The organism is Rhodoferax lithotrophicus (assembly GCF_019973615.1).
GTDB lineage: Bacteria > Pseudomonadota > Gammaproteobacteria > Burkholderiales > Burkholderiaceae_C > Rhodoferax > Rhodoferax lithotrophicus.
In genome coordinates, this window is sequence record NZ_AP024238.1 from 3,510,336 (window position 1) to 3,527,816 (window position 17,481).

14 protein-coding genes are annotated in these 17,481 nt (G+C 56.5%); 10 read left to right on the plus strand and 4 right to left on the minus strand.

Annotated elements, in window-relative coordinates:
• Positions 1-22: 22 nt before the first annotated feature.
• A complete protein-coding gene (locus LDN84_RS16185) occupies positions 23-3,952 on the minus strand; it encodes a DUF3683 domain-containing protein (protein ID WP_223904465.1) in 3,930 nt (1,309 codons plus the stop codon).
• A 244-nt stretch (positions 3,953-4,196) separates the two neighbouring features.
• On the opposite strand from LDN84_RS16185, the gene ugpB reads away from it, so the two are divergent.
• From ugpB to ugpQ, 5 genes are all read left to right on the plus strand, one after another.
• On the plus strand, positions 4,197-5,504 hold the full coding sequence (gene ugpB / locus LDN84_RS16190) for a sn-glycerol-3-phosphate ABC transporter substrate-binding protein UgpB (RefSeq protein ID WP_223904466.1): 1,308 nt from the start codon (positions 4,197-4,199) through the stop codon (positions 5,502-5,504).
• A gap of 18 nt (positions 5,505-5,522) precedes the next feature.
• Positions 5,523-6,404 (plus strand): sn-glycerol-3-phosphate ABC transporter permease UgpA, encoded by an 882-nt coding sequence (gene ugpA / locus LDN84_RS16195; protein ID WP_223904467.1) that lies wholly within the window; start codon positions 5,523-5,525, stop codon positions 6,402-6,404.
• Between the two features lie 15 nt (positions 6,405-6,419).
• Positions 6,420-7,271 (plus strand): sn-glycerol-3-phosphate ABC transporter permease UgpE, encoded by an 852-nt coding sequence (gene ugpE / locus LDN84_RS16200; protein ID WP_223904468.1) that lies wholly within the window; start codon positions 6,420-6,422, stop codon positions 7,269-7,271.
• A 62-nt stretch (positions 7,272-7,333) separates the two neighbouring features.
• On the plus strand, positions 7,334-8,362 hold the full coding sequence (locus LDN84_RS16205; RefSeq protein WP_223904469.1) for a sn-glycerol-3-phosphate import ATP-binding protein UgpC: 1,029 nt from the start codon (positions 7,334-7,336) through the stop codon (positions 8,360-8,362).
• A complete protein-coding gene (ugpQ, locus tag LDN84_RS16210; protein WP_223904470.1) occupies positions 8,359-9,138 on the plus strand; it encodes a glycerophosphodiester phosphodiesterase in 780 nt (259 codons plus the stop codon). Before LDN84_RS16205 ends, ugpQ begins: the two co-directional genes overlap by 4 nt.
• Here ugpQ and LDN84_RS16215 read toward each other — a convergent pair.
• Positions 9,119-9,397, minus strand: a complete 279-nt coding sequence (locus tag LDN84_RS16215) for a hypothetical protein (protein WP_223904471.1) — start codon at positions 9,395-9,397, stop codon at positions 9,119-9,121. The two genes, ugpQ and LDN84_RS16215, sit on opposite strands and share 20 nt — an antisense overlap.
• Before the next feature lie 71 nt (positions 9,398-9,468).
• On the opposite strand from LDN84_RS16215, the gene hemA reads away from it, so the two are divergent.
• From hemA to grxD, 5 genes are all read left to right on the plus strand, one after another.
• Positions 9,469-10,728: a glutamyl-tRNA reductase gene (gene hemA / locus LDN84_RS16220; protein WP_223904472.1), complete on the plus strand. Its 1,260-nt coding sequence runs from the start codon at positions 9,469-9,471 to the stop codon at positions 10,726-10,728.
• Between the two features lie 156 nt (positions 10,729-10,884).
• A complete protein-coding gene (gene prfA / locus LDN84_RS16225) occupies positions 10,885-11,979 on the plus strand; it encodes a peptide chain release factor 1 (protein WP_223904473.1) in 1,095 nt (364 codons plus the stop codon).
• A gap of 70 nt (positions 11,980-12,049) precedes the next feature.
• Positions 12,050-12,898: a peptide chain release factor N(5)-glutamine methyltransferase gene (gene prmC, locus LDN84_RS16230; protein WP_223904474.1), complete on the plus strand. Its 849-nt coding sequence runs from the start codon at positions 12,050-12,052 to the stop codon at positions 12,896-12,898.
• The gene (locus LDN84_RS16235; protein ID WP_223904475.1) at positions 12,895-13,122 is read left to right on the plus strand and encodes a SlyX family protein; all 228 of its coding nucleotides are present in this window, start codon (positions 12,895-12,897) and stop codon (positions 13,120-13,122) included. Before prmC ends, LDN84_RS16235 begins: the two co-directional genes overlap by 4 nt.
• Before the next feature lie 173 nt (positions 13,123-13,295).
• Complete coding sequence (gene grxD, locus LDN84_RS16240) at positions 13,296-13,622, plus strand: Grx4 family monothiol glutaredoxin (RefSeq protein ID WP_223904476.1); 327 nt, start codon at positions 13,296-13,298, stop codon at positions 13,620-13,622.
• A 120-nt stretch (positions 13,623-13,742) separates the two neighbouring features.
• On the opposite strand, the gene LDN84_RS16245 is transcribed toward grxD, so the two are convergent.
• Both LDN84_RS16245 and LDN84_RS16250 read right to left on the minus strand, forming a co-directional pair.
• On the minus strand, positions 13,743-15,734 hold the full coding sequence (locus LDN84_RS16245; RefSeq protein WP_223904477.1) for a DUF3857 domain-containing protein: 1,992 nt from the start codon (positions 15,732-15,734) through the stop codon (positions 13,743-13,745).
• On the minus strand, positions 15,735-17,408 hold the full coding sequence (locus LDN84_RS16250) for a tetratricopeptide repeat protein (protein ID WP_223904478.1): 1,674 nt from the start codon (positions 17,406-17,408) through the stop codon (positions 15,735-15,737).
• Positions 17,409-17,481 lie beyond the last annotated feature (73 nt).

The window sequence follows — 17,481 nt, forward strand, 5'->3', positions numbered from 1 at the left end:
ATTTGTGTGGTGGCGTGCAGTGTTACACCAGCACCCGTTCAATGCCGCCGTCATTGGCTACCTTGACGTAATCCGGCATCCACTGTTCACCCAGAATCTGCCGTGCCATTTCCACCACGATGTAATCCGCCTCCAGCAGGCCGTTTTGCAGATCCTCTCCATAACGGCTCAGACCTTGCAGACAGGCCGGGCAGGATGTCAACATTTTGATGTTGTCCTTGGCTCCCACCAGACCCTGGTCACGCAACTGGGCTTCACCCTTGAGTATTTCTTCTTCCTTGCGAAAACGCACCTGGGTGGAAATGTCAGGGCGGTTCAGCGCCAGCGTACCGGATTCACCGCAGCAGCGCTCTGACAACACCACGTTGTCTCCCAGCAAGGCCTTGACGGTTTTCAGTGGCTCCTGCAACTTCATTGGACTGTGGCATGGGTCGTGGAACAAGAAGGCTCCTGCATTGGCCAGCGTGATACCTTTCTCCAGCAGGTACTCATGGATATCGATGATGCGGCAGCCGGGGAAGATGTCCTCAAACTTGTAGCCCTGCAACTGGTCGTAACAGGTGCCGCAGCTCACCACCACGGTCTTGATGTCCAGGTAGTTCAGCGTGTTGGCCACCCGGTGGAACAACACCCGGTTGTCAGTGATCATCTTCTCGGCTTTGTCAAACTGGCCGGCACCGCGCTGCGGGTAGCCGCAGCACAGGTAACCGGGCGGCAACACGGTTTGCACCCCCGCGTGCCACAACATGGCCTGCGTAGCCAAGCCCACCTGGCTGAACAAGCGCTCCGAACCACAACCCGGAAAATAAAACACCGCCTCGGTCTCACCCGTGGTGGTTTTTGGGTTGCGGATGATCGGCACGTAATCCTTGTCCTCAATGTCCAGCAAGGCACGCGCCGTGCGTTTGGGCAGTCCGCCAGGCAGCTTTTTGTTGATGAAGTGGATCACCTGCTCCTTGATCGGAGCGGTGCCCAGTGTGGCCGGTGGTGCCTTGGTCTGCTTGCGTGCCACCACTTTCAGCACGTCAGCGGCCAGACGTTGCGCCCGAATGGCCACATTCACCATCACCGAACGCGCCAGCTTGATGGTCTCAGGGTTGGTGGCATTGAGCAAAAACATGGCCGCCGCGCCTGCTGGGCGGAAACTTTTTTTGCCCATCTTGCGCAACAGGTTGCGCATATTCATCGACACGTCACCAAAATCGATCTTCACCGGGCACGGCGACAGACATTTGTGGCACACCGTGCAGTGGTCGGCTACATCCTCAAACTCCTGCCAGTGCTTGATACTGACACCACGACGGGTTTGCTCTTCATACAGGAAAGCTTCCACCAGCAGCGAGGTCGCCAGAATCTTGTTGCGCGGGCTGTACAGCAGGTTGGCGCGTGGCACATGGGTAGAGCACACCGGTTTGCATTTGCCGCAACGCAGGCAGTCTTTGACGCTATCGGCAATCGCACCAATGTCACTCTGCTGCATGATCAGCGACTCATGTCCCATCAGGCCAAAGCTAGGGGTGTAGGCGTTGGTCAGGTCAGCATATAAGAAATTGGCCTCTAGCGCCCGTCCATGCTGCGTAAACAGCTCTTTATTTCGTAGCAGTTTACCTTTATTAAAACGCCCCTCCGGGTCAACCCTGGCCTTGTAATCGGTGAACGGCTGCAACTCGGCGTCGCTCAAGAACTCCAGCTTGGTGATGCCAATGCCGTGTTCGCCCGAAATCACACCGTCCAGACTGCGTGCCAGCGCCATGATGCGTTTGACGGCACCGTGCGCGGCCTGCAGCATGTCGTAGTCATCGCTGTTGACGGGAATGTTGGTGTGCACATTGCCGTCCCCGGCGTGCATGTGTAACGCCACCCAAACACGGCCTTTGAGCACCCGCTGGTGAATCGCATTGCACTCCTTCAGGATTGGATCAAAGGCTGCACCCGAAAAGATTTGCTGCAAAGGCTGACGAATCTGGGTTTTCCAGCTGGCGCGCAGGGAATGGTCTTGCAGTTGGGCAAACAGTGGCTCCACGTCCCGCAGCCAACCCGACCACAAGGCACGTACATCGGCCAGCAAAGCCAGCGCCTGAGCCACCCGGTCTTCCAGCATTTCGGCGGGAGAAATCTCACCCGCATCGTCCTGCCGACCCAAAGGCAAATTACCCTGGGTGAAAAATTCTTCCAGCGCGTCGCACAGGGCCAGCTTGTTGTGCAGACTCAGTTCAATGTTGATGCGCTCAATGCCATCGGTGTATTCGGCCATGCGTGGCAGCGGAATCACCACATCTTCATTGATCTTGAAGGCGTTGGTGTGTTTGGAAATGGCTGCCGTGCGCTTGCGGTCCAGCCAGAACTTTTTGCGCGCCTCCGGGCTGATGGCGATAAAGCCCTCGCCATGGCGCGAGTTGGCAATCCGCACCACCTCGCTGGTGACCCGTGCTACCTCATCGGCATTGTCACCGGCTATGTCACCAAACAACACCATCTTGGGCACAGTGCTGCTGGAGCCCGCCGCCTGCGCGCCCTTCTTGGATTTGGTGGCATAACCCACCGCTTTCAAATACCGGTCATCCAGATGCTCCAGCCCCGCCAGCACCACGCCTGAACGCTTCTGCTCGGCAAACATGAAGTCCTTGATCTCGACGATGCTGGGCACCGCATCCTTGGCGTTGCCAAAAAACTCCAGGCACACGGTGCGGGTGTGCTTGGGCATGCGGTGCACCACCCAGCGGGCGCTGGTGATCAGGCCGTCGCAGCCTTCTTTTTGAATGCCCGGCAGGCCGCTCAAAAACTTGTCGGTGACATCCTTGCCCAGGCCCTCCTTGCGGAAACTCTTGCCGGGAATGTCCAGCCGCTCTTGGCGTAGCGGGGTTTTGCCGTCGGCCTTGAAATACTGCAGCTCAAAACTGGCCACATCCACGTCATGGATCTTGCCCATGTTGTGGTTGATGCGGGTCACCTCCAGCCACTCGGCCTGCGGTGTCACCATGCGCCAACTGGCCAGGTTGTCCAATGCGGTACCCCATAACACGGCTTTTTTGCCACCGGCATTCATGGCGATGTTGCCACCAATACACGAGGCCTCGGCCGATGTCGGGTCCACGGCAAACACAAAACCGGCACGTTCGGCGGCATGCGCCACCCGGTTGGTGACCACCCCTGCCTCGGACCAGACCGTGCCCACTTCATGATCCAGCCCCGGCAGCTTGAGCATTTCGACCTCGGTCATGGCCTCCAGCTTTTCGGTGTTGATCACCACACTCTTCCAGGTCAGCGGAATCGCGCCGCCGGTGTAGCCGGTGCCACCGCCGCGCGGGATGACGGTCAGGCCCAGCTCAATACAACCTTTGACCAGATGCGCCATCTCGGCTTCAGTGTCAGGCGTGAGCACCACAAACGGGTACTCCACGCGCCAGTCGGTCGCGTCCGTTACATGGCTGACCCGGCTCAAGCCATCAAACTTGATGTTGTCTTTGGCCGTCAGCTTGGCCAGCAGGCGCTGGGCTTTACGACGCAGCAGGGCGGTTTCGACAAATGCGGCATCAAACGCCTGCACCGCTTTGCCCGCAGCCTCCAGCAAGCGGCCCACCAGCGCATCCCGATCGGGATCACTCTCCGGCGTGCGGCGTTTTTGCACCTCATGCAGGCGGTGCTGCAAAGCTTCCACCAGCAACACCCGGCGCTTCGGGTTGTCCAGCAAATCGTCCTGCAAATAGGGGTTGCGCTGCACCACCCAGATATCGCCCAACACCTCGTACAACATACGCGCCGAACGGCCGGTGCGGCGCTCTTCGCGCAATTGATTCAGCCAGCCCCAGGCGGATTCACCCAGCAGGCGAATGACAATTTCGCGGTCGGAAAACGAGGTGTAGTTATAGGGAATCTCGCGGATGCGTTCCTGTCCATGCGACGCAATAGCGCCGACAGGCAACAAAGACTTGAGCGGAAGGGGAGCGTTCATCGGGTAAGGTAGTTACAGCCGTTAGAGGGCAGATAAGCCCCACCAAGGCAGGCTTTGGCTGGGTTGGCGATGTTACCGCAGCGCAGCATTGCCCTACTCAGGTGATGGTGACCCTGTGGAAACCCTGATGTGCAGGCCATCAAAATCTGCGTCTAATCTCGACTTGAGTGGGCCTGACATCGTTCTGTCGCAAATTCTTCATATGTGGCCAGTAGGCTTGCACTTTTTATCTCAAGGAGATCGCATGAAAATGAAACTTGCCGCCGTGGCGTTGGCCGCCTCATTGGCCCTGTCGGCCCAAGCCGTCACCGAAATCCAATGGTGGCACTCCATGACCGCCGTCAACGGCCAATGGGTCAACGACCTGGCCAAGGGCTTTAATGAAAGTCAGAGCAATTACAAAGTGGTGCCCACCTACAAAGGCCAATACGACGAATCCATGACCGCCGCCGTCGCCGCTTTCCGGGCCGGCAATGCGCCGAATATCCTGCAAGTGTTTGAAGTAGGTACCGCCACCATGATGGCCAGCAAGAATGCCATCATGCCCGTGGGCAAAGTCATGAAAGATGCCGGTCAAAAGTTTGATCCCAAAGCCTATATTCCGGCAGTAGCTGGCTACTACACCGCCCCCAGCGGCGAGATGCTGAGCATGCCGTTCAACAGCTCCACCACCGTGTTTTATTACAACAAGGATGCCTTCAAAGCCGCAGGGCTCGACCCTAACAAGGCACCCAGCAGTTGGCCCGAAGTGGCGTTGGCTGCAGCCAAACTCAAGTCGGCCGGCCACAAGTGCCCACTGACACTGGCTTGGCAAGGCTGGACCCAGCTAGAGAGTTTTTCTGCCTGGCACAACGTGGAATTTGCCACCAAGGCCAATGGTCTGGCCGGCATGGATGCGCGCATGAAGGTGGATTCCCCGCTGCATGTGCGCCACATTGACAACCTGGCCAACATGGCCAAACAAGGCCTGTTCGTCTACAAGGGTCGCGCCAACGTGCCCGAGCCGACTTTTATTTCCGGCGAGTGCGCCATGATCACCACCTCCAGCGGGTTCTATGGCAATGTGAAGAAAAACGCCAAGTTTGACTTCGGTCTGGCCCCCCTGCCCTACTATCCCGATGTGCCCGGCGCACCGCAAAACACCGTCATTGGTGGTGCCAGCCTGTGGGTCATGGCGGGCAAGAAAGCCGATGAGTACAAGGGCGTGGCCGAGTTCTTCACCTACCTCTCCAGCCCTGAGGTGCAATCGGCCAGCCACAAACGCACCGGCTACCTGCCCATCACCACGGCCGCCTTCCAGTTGACCGAAAAATCCGGCTTCTACAAAGAAAACCCGGGCACCGATGTGGCGGTGAACCAGATGATCCGCAAAGTCACCGACAAGTCACGTGGTATCCGCCTGGGCAACTATGTGCAGATCCGCACCATTGAGGACGAAGAACTCGAACAGGTCTGGGGTGGCAAGAAATCAGCCAAAGAAGCGCTGGACGCCATCGTCAAACGTGGCAACGAGCTGCTGGATCGCTTTGAAAAAGCCAACAAGAAGGGCTAAACCCCTTTTGCCCTGACTGTGGGAAAGCGCGTCTTTTTCCGCTCTGCCTGGCTGCCTTGGGTGCTGATGGCACCCCAGGTGATCATCATCGCGGTATTTTTCTTCTGGCCTGCCGGCCAAGCCTTGCTGCAGTCGTTGCAACAGTCGGATGCTTTTGGTACCTCGGTCGACTGGGTCGGGCTGGACAATTTTCGCAACCTGTGGAATGACGACACCTACCTGGCCTCGTTTTACACCACCGCCATTTTTTCAACCCTGGTGGCGGTGGTCGGCATCAGCCTCTCACTGCTGCTGGCGGTGTTTGCCGACCGCGTGGTCAAAGGGGCCATGGTCTACAAAACCCTGCTGATCTGGCCCTATGCGGTGGCTCCCGCCGTGGCCGGGGTGTTGTGGCTGTTCATGTTTGCGCCCAGCGTAGGGGTGGTGTCTTACTGGTTGCATACCCTGGGCATCGACTGGAACCACCTGCTCAACAGCCAACATGCCATGGCCCTGGTGGTGATGGCGGCAGTGTGGAAACAGATTTCCTACAATTTTTTGTTCTTTCTGGCCGGACTGCAGAGCATCCCGAAGTCTTTGATCGAAGCGGCCGCCATAGATGGTGCCAGGCCCTGGCGGCGCTTCTGGACCATTGTCTTCCCGCTACTGTCACCCACCACGTTTTTCCTGCTGGTCATCAACGTTGTTTATGCCTTTTTTGACACCTTTGCCATCATTGATGCCGCCACCCAGGGCGGCCCCGGTAAAGACACCGCCATCCTGGTCTACAAGGTGTACTTTGACGGCTTCAAGGCGATGGATCTGGGCGGCTCGGCCGCGCAGTCGGTGGTATTGATGGTGATTGTGGTGCTGCTCACCGTGGTGCAATTCCGCTTTATCGAGAAAAAGGTGAACTACTGATGAAAGCCCGTCTACATGGTTGAGCGCCGCCGCACGCTGGGTATTCTGGCCCACGTCATCCTGATTCTGGGGGTGTTGGTGGTGGCTTTTCCGCTCTACCTGACTTTTGTCGCCTCGACACAAACCTCGCAGGCGATTGTGCAAACCCCCATGCCACTGCTGCCGGGCAGCCATCTGCTGGAGAACTATGCCGCCGCCTGGAACGGCACCGGGGGTGGCTCGGGCTCCAAAGCACCGGTCGGGCAGATGATGATGGTCAGCCTGGTCACGGCGCTGGTCATCTCGGTGGGCAAAATTGCCATCTCGCTGCTGTCGGCCTTTGCCATCGTCTATTTCCGTTTCCCGTTTCGCATGTTTTTCTTCTGGGCAATTTTCATCACCCTGATGCTGCCGGTGGAGGTGCGTATTGGCCCCACCTACAAGGTGGTAGCTGATCTGGGCATGCTCAACAGCTATGCAGGTCTGACAATTCCGCTGATTGCCTCGGCCACCGCCACTTTTCTGTTCCGGCAGTTTTTCCTGACCGTACCCGAAGAGCTGGTGGAAGCCGCCCGCATGGACGGGGCCGGGCCGATGCGGTTTTTCAAGGACATTCTGGTGCCGCTGTCCAAAACCTCGATTGCCGCGCTGTTTGTCATCCAGTTCATCTATGGCTGGAACCAGTACCTGTGGCCGCTGCTGGTGACCACCCACGAAGACATGTATCCGGTGGTGATTGGCATCAAACGCATGATCTCGGGGGGGGACTCTGACATGCAGTGGAACATCGTCATGGCCACCGCCGTGCTGGCCATGCTGCCGCCCGCACTGGTGGTGATGCTGATGCAGAAATGGTTTGTCAAAGGCTTGGTGGATACGGAAAAGTAAACCTGTTTGCGGAACAGACCGAAGCGAAGCGAAGCTCTGTCCCTAACTGATTAAAAAGAACTATGGCTTCCATCACACTCAAAAACGTCATCAAACGCTACGGCTCGGGCAAAACCGCCAACCAGGTCATCCACGGCGTGAATGCCGAGATTGCTGATGGCGAATTCATCGTCATCGTCGGGCCCTCCGGCTGCGGCAAATCCACCCTCTTGCGTATGGTCGCCGGGCTGGAAGAAATCAGTGCAGGCGACATTTCAATTGGCTCGCGCGTGGTCAATGATCTGGAGCCTTCCGAGCGGGACATCGCCATGGTGTTCCAGAACTACGCGCTCTACCCGCACATGAGTGTGTTCGACAACATGGCCTATGGCCTGAAAATCGCCAAAGTGCCCCTGGACGAGATCAAGACCCGGGTCGACAAGGCCGCCAAGATTCTCGAAATTGGCCCGTTTTTGCAACGCAAACCACGCGAACTCTCGGGCGGCCAGCGCCAGCGTGTCGCCATGGGCCGCGCCATCGTGCGCCAGCCGCAGGTGTTCTTGTTTGACGAACCACTCTCCAACCTGGATGCCAAGTTACGTGCCCAGACCCGGCTGGAAATCCAGAAATTACACCGTGAACTCGGCATCACCAGCCTGTTTGTCACCCACGACCAGGTCGAAGCCATGACCCTGGCCCAGCGCATGATCGTCATGAACGCCGGGGTCATGGAGCAGTTTGGCACACCCGAAGAGGTCTATACCCGCCCGGCCAGCACCTTTGTCGCCAGCTTCATGGGGTCACCCCCGATGAACCTGCTGAAAAACGCCCCCGATGCCCCGCCCAACACCATCGTCGGCGTGCGCCCGGAACACTTGGACATCACCACCAGTGGCTGGGCCTTGCAGGTTGAAGCCGTAGAAATGCTGGGAGCCGAGCGCCTGGTTTACGGCCGCTGGGCCCATGGCGCGGGCGACGAACTGGTGATCATCCGCACCGAGGAATCGCACCATGTGCCCACCTTGGGCAGCACCATTCACGCCACGCCCCGAGCAGACAAAATCCACCACTTTGAGACCAGTACTGGCAAAAGAAGAGAGGCCACCCCATGAAACCTGTCACACACACCCATTGGCCCTACCCCCGCTGGATCGCCCACCGCGGCGCGGGCAAACTCGCTCCGGAAAACACCTTGGCCGCTTTTCGTGTTGGGGCCCGTTATGGCTACCGCATGTTTGAATGTGATGTCAAACTCAGTTCCGATGGCATTCCGTTCCTGATGCACGATGCCACCCTGGAACGCACCACCAACGCAGCTGACGCACTGGGCCATGGACTGAGTACCGTGGGGAGTGATCACCCCTGGAGCACCTTGTCACTGCTGGATGCAGGCAGTTGGCATTCGCGCAGCTATGCGGGTGAGACCCTGCCGACGTTTGAAGCCATTGCACGTTATTGCCTGAACAATGCTTACGGCTTGAATATTGAAATCAAGGCCACCCCAGGGGATGAATACCATACCGGTGAAGTGGTGGCGCGCCACGCGGCTCGTCTATGGCATGGAACCACCGTGCCCCCCCTACTGACCTCGTTTGACGTGGCATCACTGGAAGGTGCGCAGAAATCACAACCTGAATTACCACGTGGCTTGTTATTGGAAGAGTTATGGACCGGTTGGCTGGAAACCGCTTTGCGGCTGGGCTGTGTCGCCGTGGTCTGCGACCAGGTGCTGTGGGATACCTCCAGCACCACCCAAGCCCAAAGTGCCGGGCTGCGCTGCCTGAGCTACACCGTCAATGAAGCCAGCGAGGTCAAACGGCTGCTGGAACTGGGCCTGGACGGCCTCATCACCGACCGCGTGGACTTGTTCAGCCCTTCCAACCTTTGACCATGACCCATTGGCTGCTGGCGCTCAAGAGCACCAGCGCTAGGTAAGTCAGCATCTTGCCGTCCCGCCCAAAAAGTACCAACCCCACCAGCAATGCAACCAATAGCACTACAAAATGAAGAGCTACTTGCGCTTTGTACGTAAGGGCTACAGGCTTCTTTTTAAATAAAAATAAGCTCAACAATGGTAGCAGCAGTGCCAGCCATAGCACAGGGGCCAAAAAATTAATGAGATGGTTGAACAAGGCCAGCAGTCCCATCAATCGCCCAAACAAAAAAAGAAAAAATGATGCAAGTCAAAGCACATAAGCAGTGATTTTATAATTCCATCATGGCAGTCTGGGCATTAGGCATCAATCACACGACGGCACCGCTCGATCTGCGCGGTCGGTTTGCGTTCGCCATCGACCAAGTGGGCCCCACATTACACGCCCTGCGCAGTGCCTTGAACCGTGAACCCGAAGCTGCCCTCATCTCCACCTGCAACCGCACTGAAATTTATTGTGCAGGTGAACAAGCGCAACTGGAACACACCTTGCACTGGCTGGCAGAAAGTGGCGGTGTTCCGCCCGAGCTGCTGCGCGCCCACTCCTACACCTTGAATGACGGCTTGGCCGCCCGCCACGCCTTTCGCGTGGCCAGCGGGCTGGACTCGATGGTGCTGGGCGAGCCGCAAATTCTGGGTCAGATCAAAGACGCGGTGCGTGCCGCCGAATCTGCCGGAGCCTTGGGCACCACACTCAGCCAGTTGTTCCAGCGCTCGTTTGCCGTTGCCAAAGAGGTGCGCAGCTCCACCGAAATTGGTGCCCATTCCATCAGCATGGCCGCCGCCGCAGTCCGTTTGGCGGGCCAGCTGTTTGAAGACTTGAGCGAAGTCAAGATTCTGTTTGTGGGTGCAGGCGAAATGATCGACCTGTGCGCCACCCACTTTGCCGCCAAAAGCCCCAAAAGTATCGTGATCGCCAACCGAACGCTCGCGCGCGGTGAAGAACTGGCATCCAAGTTTGGTGCCGAGGTGATGCACCTGGCCGAAATGCCCGAACGTTTACACGAGTTTGATGCCGTCATCAGTTGCACCGCCAGCACGCTGCCACTGATCGGACTCGGCGCGGTCGAACGTGCCCTGAAAAAACGCCGCCGCCGCCCAATGTTCATGGTCGATCTGGCCGTGCCGCGCGACATTGAACCCGAAGTCAAAGCGCTGGAAGACATCTACCTCTACACCGTGGATGACCTGGCCGGTGTGGTGCAAACCGCCCAAGCCAACCGGCAAGCCGCCGTGGCCCAGGCCGAGGCCATTGTGGATGCGGGTGTACAAAGCTTTTTGCACTGGATTGAGCAACGCAACACCGTGCCGCTGATCCAGCAACTTAATGCCCAGGCCGACGAATGGCGCACCATGGAAATGGCCCGCGCCCGCAAGCTGCTGGCCAAAGGCGAATCCATCGACACCGTGCTGGAAGCCCTCTCCAAAGGTCTGACGCAAAAAATGCTGCACGGAGCCATGGCCGAGCTGCGTGGTGGAGACACCGCCGCCCGCGAACGCGCCACCAGTGCGGTGCAACACTTCTTCTTGCGCAAAGAACGTTAGCTGCGCCACGCGCAGTCGCCTCATGGCCTGCCACGCCGTGAGCGGCATATCCAGAAGCCGCAGACGGCCGCCAGACTCGCTCCAGGGCGGCCACCCAAGTTTGCAAGCCGTATTGGCAACACCGCCACCTGATCATCTTTGTTTACTCGCCCTGCCATGAAACCCTTTCTTCGCCAACAACTCGCCCGCTACGCCGACCGCCTGGGGGAACTTGAATTTTTGCTGTCGCGCCAGGACATCATGGGCGACATGGAGCAGTTTTTGAAACTCTCGCGCGAGCACACCGACGTGGCCGCCGTGGCCGGGCGCTGGTTGCGTTACCAACAGCGCGAGGCCGATCTGGCCACTGCGCAAGACATGCTCAAAGATGCCGCTGACGATGCCGACATGAGCGCCATGGCGCAAGAAGAAATCGACAGCGCCAGCGCCGAACTGACCCAGCTGGAAACCGAGTTGCAGCGCATGCTGCTGCCCAAAGACCCCGACGATGCGCGTCCGGCATTTGTCGAAATCCGCGCCGGCACCGGCGGTGACGAGTCCGCCCTGTTCGCCGCTGACCTGGCTCGCATGTACCTGCGTTACGCTGACCGGCGCGGCTGGAAACATGAGGTGATGAGTGAATCCGCCAGCGAACTCGGTGGCTACAAGGAAATCGTGATCCGCATTGAGGGAGACAACGTCTACGGCGCCCTCAAATTCGAGTCCGGCGGCCACCGGGTACAGCGTGTGCCGGTGACCGAAACCCAGGGTCGTATCCACACCAGCGCCTGCACCATTGCCGTGCTGGCCGAGCCCGACGAGGCCGAAGCCATCAAGATCAACCCGTCGGATCTGCGTATTGACACCTACCGTGCCAGCGGGGCTGGCGGCCAGCACATCAACAAGACCGACTCGGCCGTGCGCATCACCCACTTGCCCACCGGCATCGTCGCCGAATGCCAGGACGGGCGCAGCCAGCACAGTAACAAAGCGCAAGCGCTGCGCGTGCTGACCGCCCGCATCCAGGAAAAAGACCGCAGCGAGCGCGCAGCCAAAGATGCCGCCGAGCGCAAAAGCCTGGTCGGCAGTGGCGACCGCAGCGACCGCATCCGCACCTACAACTTTCCGCAGGGGCGGCTCACCGACCACCGCATCAACCTCACGCTGTACAAGCTGCTGAGCATCATGGAAGGGGATCTGGACGATGTGGTCAACGCCCTGCAAGCGCATGAAGCCGCCACACAACTGGCCGCCCTGGAATTGAATGCCTAATTTATATGTGAAATTGGCCTCTAGCGCTTATATATAAAGCGCTAGAAGCTACTATTTAGATAGTAAATTCATGTCCCACACCACCACCATCGCCCACACCCTGACCTGGCTCCAAACGCAGGGGCTGGAGCGGCTGGATGCCCAACTGTTGCTGTTACACGTGCTGGGCCAGCCAGAGCACCAGCGTGGCTGGTTGCTGGCGCATGACACCGATCTGCTGAGCCCGGCACAGCTTGACACTCTGCAGGTGCTGGCACAGCGTCGCATCTACCATGAGCCGCTGGCTTACCTGACCGGCCATAAGGAGTTTTTTGGTCTCGACTTGAACGTCGATGCCCGCGTGCTGGTGCCACGACCCGACACCGAAACCCTGGTCAGCTGGGCGCTGGAGCTGCTGCACGGCCCTCAAAGTGTGCTGGATCTGGGCACCGGCAGCGGCGCGATAGCGCTGGCGCTCAAGGCCAGCCAGCCTGCGCTGCAGGTTCACGCCATTGACCTCAGCGCCGATGCCCTGAGCGTGGCCCAGGCCAACGCCCAGCGGCTCAAGCTCAGCATCAAGTTCAGCCAGGGCACCTGGTTTGACGGCTTGCCTGATGGCGCAGGACGTTTCGACTGCATCGTCTCCAACCCCCCCTACATCGCTGCGCTCGACCCGCATTTGGCCACACTCAAGCATGAGCCCATACAAGCCCTGACAAGCGGAGCCGACGGGCTGGATGACTTGCGCCAAATCATCATCAACGCCCCTCAACACCTCACCCCTGGTGGTTGGCTTCTGCTGGAACACGGTTACGACCAGGCGCAAGCGGTACGCCATCTGCTGAACTCAGCGGGCTTGGTGCAAGTACAGTCCCGCTGCGATCTGGCGGGCATTGAACGCTGCAGCGGCGGAAAATTCATCACCAACCCCATGCCATGAGTCATCACAACACCCTTGACCCCATTGAAGAGCGCCTGACCAACCTTGAAATCAAGGCCAGTTTCATGGATGACCTGCTGGACAAGCTTGATCAGATCATCATTCACCAGCAAGACCAGATTGACCGCCTGACCCATGAACTACAACATCTGCGCCAGCAAACGACCAGCGAAAACCCGGTAACCCCGCGCAACTTGCGTGATGACTTGCCGCCGCACTATTAAGTTCCAACCAATGTTTATTGGAACAAATAGTGCCATGAGCCTTACGGTGTAAGCGTCAACAACTTCATTATTCATAGCGATTTACAACACCCCTAGGCATGACAGGGTCACGCCCCCTTTGGTGGCATGAAAGTGAAATAATGCACGCTGTTTTATTCACAGGAATTCAGAGCATGAGCGACACCCAACAACGCATTGACGATCTGGTCAAACAAAACGACATTTTGCTTTTCATGAAAGGTAGCGCCAGCTTCCCTCAGTGCGGCTTCTCTGGCCGTGCCATTCAAATTCTGAAGGCCTGTGGTGTTGACCCCAAGGCGATCAAGACGGTGAATGTGCTGGAAGACGACGGCATTCGCGCTGGCATCAAGGACTACAGCAACTGGCCCACCATCCCCCAGCTCTATCTGAAGGGTGAGTTCATTGGTGGCTCGGACATCATGATGGAAATGTACGAGAGTGGTGAACTGCAAAACATATTAGGCACCAGCGCAGCCTGATCGGCACCCCATATTCCATGATAACTTTCATCATGCAAGTGGGCAGGAACCCGATGCATGATGCCTCCATTATTCGTTAATCACACCCAGTTCAAGCGCCCACTTTTATGCTGCGTCGCATTAGTCAAGCGACTTTGTAGACTGACTGAAGGTGTAGCCCAACATATCACGTGCCTTCCTGGTGTTCGCCAGGTAACTTGACATGTTCTTCGCCTCAATGGCATCTGACTTGGAGCGATAAGTATCGACCATCGTGAGGCGACCAGGCACAAACGATGCCGAGCTTTCAAAGTCGAACACAGGGTCATTAACTTTGGATGTCCCACCCTTGAATTTCCATTTTTCAGGCAAAAGCACATAGGTGGTCTGGCGCACGTCGACAGGATGAAACAGCCCCATCGGTTCGCTACGCACGGTGTTTTGCGGCGCACGCAAGAAATCATTGACATCTGGAATGGCGGCATAAGCCTCCATCCGGTCATCTTTAGTGCTTTTCCACAAATCTGATACCTCGTAATACTCAGTCAACGTTATCTGATTGTTCGCTTTGTTGTCAGACATCTCATACGGGCGCACCACCGCAATACCAGGGTAGTACCTGGCAAAGTAATTGACCAATTTTTTTTGTAAATCCTCGGGCGACTCTTTTGCCAAGGTTGCGCGCATCCGCTCCGCACTGACACCCTCCAATAAAGTGGTCACCGTCAGTGACACCGGTTTCAGCCAACCGCCGCGACTGTCCAATACTGTCAGCACTTTGCGCGTGTACATCATGGCCTGACCCAGCCTCATTTCCGACAACTCAGTCTGCCCCGGCTCCAACACCAAGGAATATCCAAAGTTTGCCTGCGAAATATCACCAAGCCGCCCCATCTGCGGTTGCAAAGTGGGATCGAGCCAATAGCTTTCACCCCCCAGTTTGACGCGTACGATCACGTGATCGAAAGCACCAGGTGAAGCTTGCCAACCGAAAATGCCCTTTTTCGCTCTACTGTTCACCAATGCTGCACTGGCATCGACTTCCAACGCTTTGAGTAGCGTTAGAGTGAGCAGCGTTTTATCTTTACAGTCACCAAAACGCCTGGACAAGACGACATCCGGCGGGGTCGGAGCGTGCGAACCTGGCCCAACTTCCACCCCCAGGTAACGCACGGTCTTTTGCACATAGCGCAAGGCTTCTACCACGCGATCTTCCGAACTGGCGAACTGCAGTTTGATGCGATCAACCTCCGCTGCCAACTCACTACTCAAACGTGAAGGTGTCTTGTAAAGAGGAATTCCCCACTGGACAACCGCTCCCCAATCACTGAAATCGCTCCACTGCACACTGGGATACGGGTCGTACCAAGCGGGTGCATCGTCCCTTGATCGCAGGGCCGAAACATCTTTCAAATCCCAGGCGTACTCTTGCATGCCCGCCACGGTGTGAACTTCTGCAGCTTGCTGGGTATTCACGAGTTTGAAGGCTATCTTGCGATCAGGTTCTGCGAGCAAACGGGCATACACATGCTGAACCGGAGTTCCCCATTGAAAGTCAAACTGGCTGTAGTGGCGACCACCGAACACAGGATTGCTGCCACGCAGGGTATAGGCATACTCAACCACATCGCCCACGCGCACATCATCTAAAAACAAGTTGGCAGTTTTGGAGCCATTAAAAACCAATTGCTCCAAAGACGTTTCACGCTGCAGTACCTTGATGGCAGCAGGAAGCAACTTGGGAATGAGTTGATCCCCCCGGCGAATACTTACCGTGTGCAGCAGCAACGTCTGGTACGAGGGGTCGAAACGAATCTCGATGTTGGACGAGTTCTCCAAACCGCTTTCGTTCTGAATTTTGAAAACCATATGGTGATAAGACAGCTTGCTATCACCTTTCACCAAAACCTGGCGATCCACCAGCAAATAGGACACACCTCCATTTTGCTTTTCAGCGGGTAGTGCAGCCGCAAGATCCGGAACAACCGAGGTCACCCAGATAGGAGGTTTTTCGATTTTGTATTCAAGAGGTGCGGCAGCATACACAACACATCCACACAAACAGACTCCAACAGCCAGGATGCCGGAGCGAACCCAGTGCATTATTTTCAGCATTAACATTCCAATATCCATTTATTGCGCCGTGGCGCGATCCAGTGCCGCCGAGAAATGGCTTGGCATAGACATTTCGCGGATCAATTTCCTGGCATGGAGAATTTGATCTTGACTCATCTCACCCTCCACTTCCGGGTGGTAGCTTTCCAACAAGCTATCGAGCTCATCTGAACGCCATGCGGTCACAAAGTTCAAGGCATATGCCGCGACCGCACTTTTAGGGACAATTTCACCCTTCTGATACAGCGTAGCCAAATGCACTTTGGCAGACATATCTGTTTGTTCTGCTGCCACTCGCAAATAGTAAATACCAAGCACAGGATTAAAAGGAATCCCTCTTTTTGCCAGATAGGCATTGCCCAATGCTGAAAGACCTTTCGCCAAGCCTGTATCTGCTGCTCGCTGGTACTTACAAAGTGCCTCTTTCGGTTTTTTTTCTTCCAAATATTGTTCTGCCTGACGCAACAAAATCTCTGGCTCAAACTTCTCACCCTTTAAACGAAACTGCATCGAATCCGTTTCGTTCAATAAACTGTCTCCAATAAAGGCACAAGAATCAACTTGCCGACTGTCAAAAACCTGTTCCGATTTCTTGAGTCGAAAATAACGAGCAACCTCTAGGTCGACAGGTGTTCCAAGACCATATTCATAAGATTGGGCCAGTGAAACATAGGCCTCTGCCATGTCCTGTTCCGATGCTTGCCGGAACCACTGGATGCCCTCCTGCTCATCCCGAGCCACACCAACCCCGCCAACATACATCCACCCAACTCGAAGTTGCGCCATTGGTTTTTTTTGATCAGCAAGCTTTTTCCACCATTGGAATGCCATGGCCTTATCTTGCTGTACAGCAAGACCAAACTCATACGCCTTTGCCACGGTTTCCAAGGCCTGTGAATACCCTTGCTCAGCCGCTAGAAGATACCATTTGAAAGCCTCCACGTGATCTTGAACAACCCCGCTCCCCGTGTCATATCCGACACCAAGACTGCATTGTGCTGCTGCATGCTTTTGCTCAGCCGCAGCTCGCCACCATTTCATCGCTGTGCTGTGATTTATCTCTAAGCCCAACCCATTGAAGTAAAGCTGCCCCAACTGAAACTGAGCCTCCGCATTTCCTTGCGCTGCTCCCAGGTTTAGCCAGGGAAGAGCCTCACGGTATTTTCTTTCTCTGGAATACAGCATCCCCAACTCGACCTGCGCTTGGGCATAGCCCTGCGCTGCAGATTTCAAAAGCCAACGTTCTGCTTCCGCCATGTTTTTAACAACGAGTTCACCCCCCCAATACGCCGCACCTAAGACATCCTGCGCTTCAGCTATTCCAGCCTTTGCACCAAATGTCAGCCATTCAACCGCCCTCTCTTGATCGGGTGCATCCCCGAATGCTCCTGCATAAAAACCCACGAGTACACGAATCGCGTTTATCTGGCCATTCAAAGCGGCAGACTTCCATATATTGAGGCCCTTTTCAACATTCTTGGGCACGCCAATTCCACAAAAATGAAACAGCCCTAGCACTACATCAATTTCTTTAGCCTGTAGCGTCGTTGAAATTTGGTCAATTTGGTTCTGTGTGAACAGTTGCCCAGGCTGTAAACCTGTGTCTTTCTCAAGATCTAGGCATGAAACTATCGGCCCGGCATGAGCCCAAGCGACACAACTCAACAATGCCGCCAACAGCAACTTCTTCATATCTGCCCTTCTTTTCACATCCCGAAGATTCTAGAAGGCAGGCCGTCTAAAATTGCGGGCTGTCTCTAGGAAA

Excerpts from the sequence above, each read along its gene's own strand:
- LDN84_RS16235 (WP_223904475.1), top strand. The coding sequence starts at position 12,895 with ATGAGTCATCACAACACCCTTGACCCCATTGAAGAGCGCCTGACCAAC.
- hemA (WP_223904472.1), top strand. The coding sequence starts at position 9,469 with ATGGCAGTCTGGGCATTAGGCATCAATCACACGACGGCACCGCTCGAT.
- prmC (WP_223904474.1), top strand. The coding sequence starts at position 12,050 with ATGTCCCACACCACCACCATCGCCCACACCCTGACCTGGCTCCAAACG.
- ugpE (WP_223904468.1), top strand. The coding sequence starts at position 6,420 with ATGGTTGAGCGCCGCCGCACGCTGGGTATTCTGGCCCACGTCATCCTG.
- LDN84_RS16205 (WP_223904469.1), top strand. The coding sequence starts at position 7,334 with ATGGCTTCCATCACACTCAAAAACGTCATCAAACGCTACGGCTCGGGC.
- grxD (WP_223904476.1), top strand. The coding sequence starts at position 13,296 with ATGAGCGACACCCAACAACGCATTGACGATCTGGTCAAACAAAACGAC.
- LDN84_RS16185 (WP_223904465.1), bottom strand. The coding sequence starts at position 3,952 with ATGAACGCTCCCCTTCCGCTCAAGTCTTTGTTGCCTGTCGGCGCTATT.
- LDN84_RS16215 (WP_223904471.1), bottom strand. The coding sequence starts at position 9,397 with ATGGGACTGCTGGCCTTGTTCAACCATCTCATTAATTTTTTGGCCCCT.
- LDN84_RS16245 (WP_223904477.1), bottom strand. The coding sequence starts at position 15,734 with ATGGATATTGGAATGTTAATGCTGAAAATAATGCACTGGGTTCGCTCC.
- ugpQ (WP_223904470.1), top strand. The coding sequence starts at position 8,359 with ATGAAACCTGTCACACACACCCATTGGCCCTACCCCCGCTGGATCGCC.
- ugpB (WP_223904466.1), top strand. The coding sequence starts at position 4,197 with ATGAAAATGAAACTTGCCGCCGTGGCGTTGGCCGCCTCATTGGCCCTG.
- prfA (WP_223904473.1), top strand. The coding sequence starts at position 10,885 with ATGAAACCCTTTCTTCGCCAACAACTCGCCCGCTACGCCGACCGCCTG.
- LDN84_RS16250 (WP_223904478.1), bottom strand. The coding sequence starts at position 17,408 with ATGAAGAAGTTGCTGTTGGCGGCATTGTTGAGTTGTGTCGCTTGGGCT.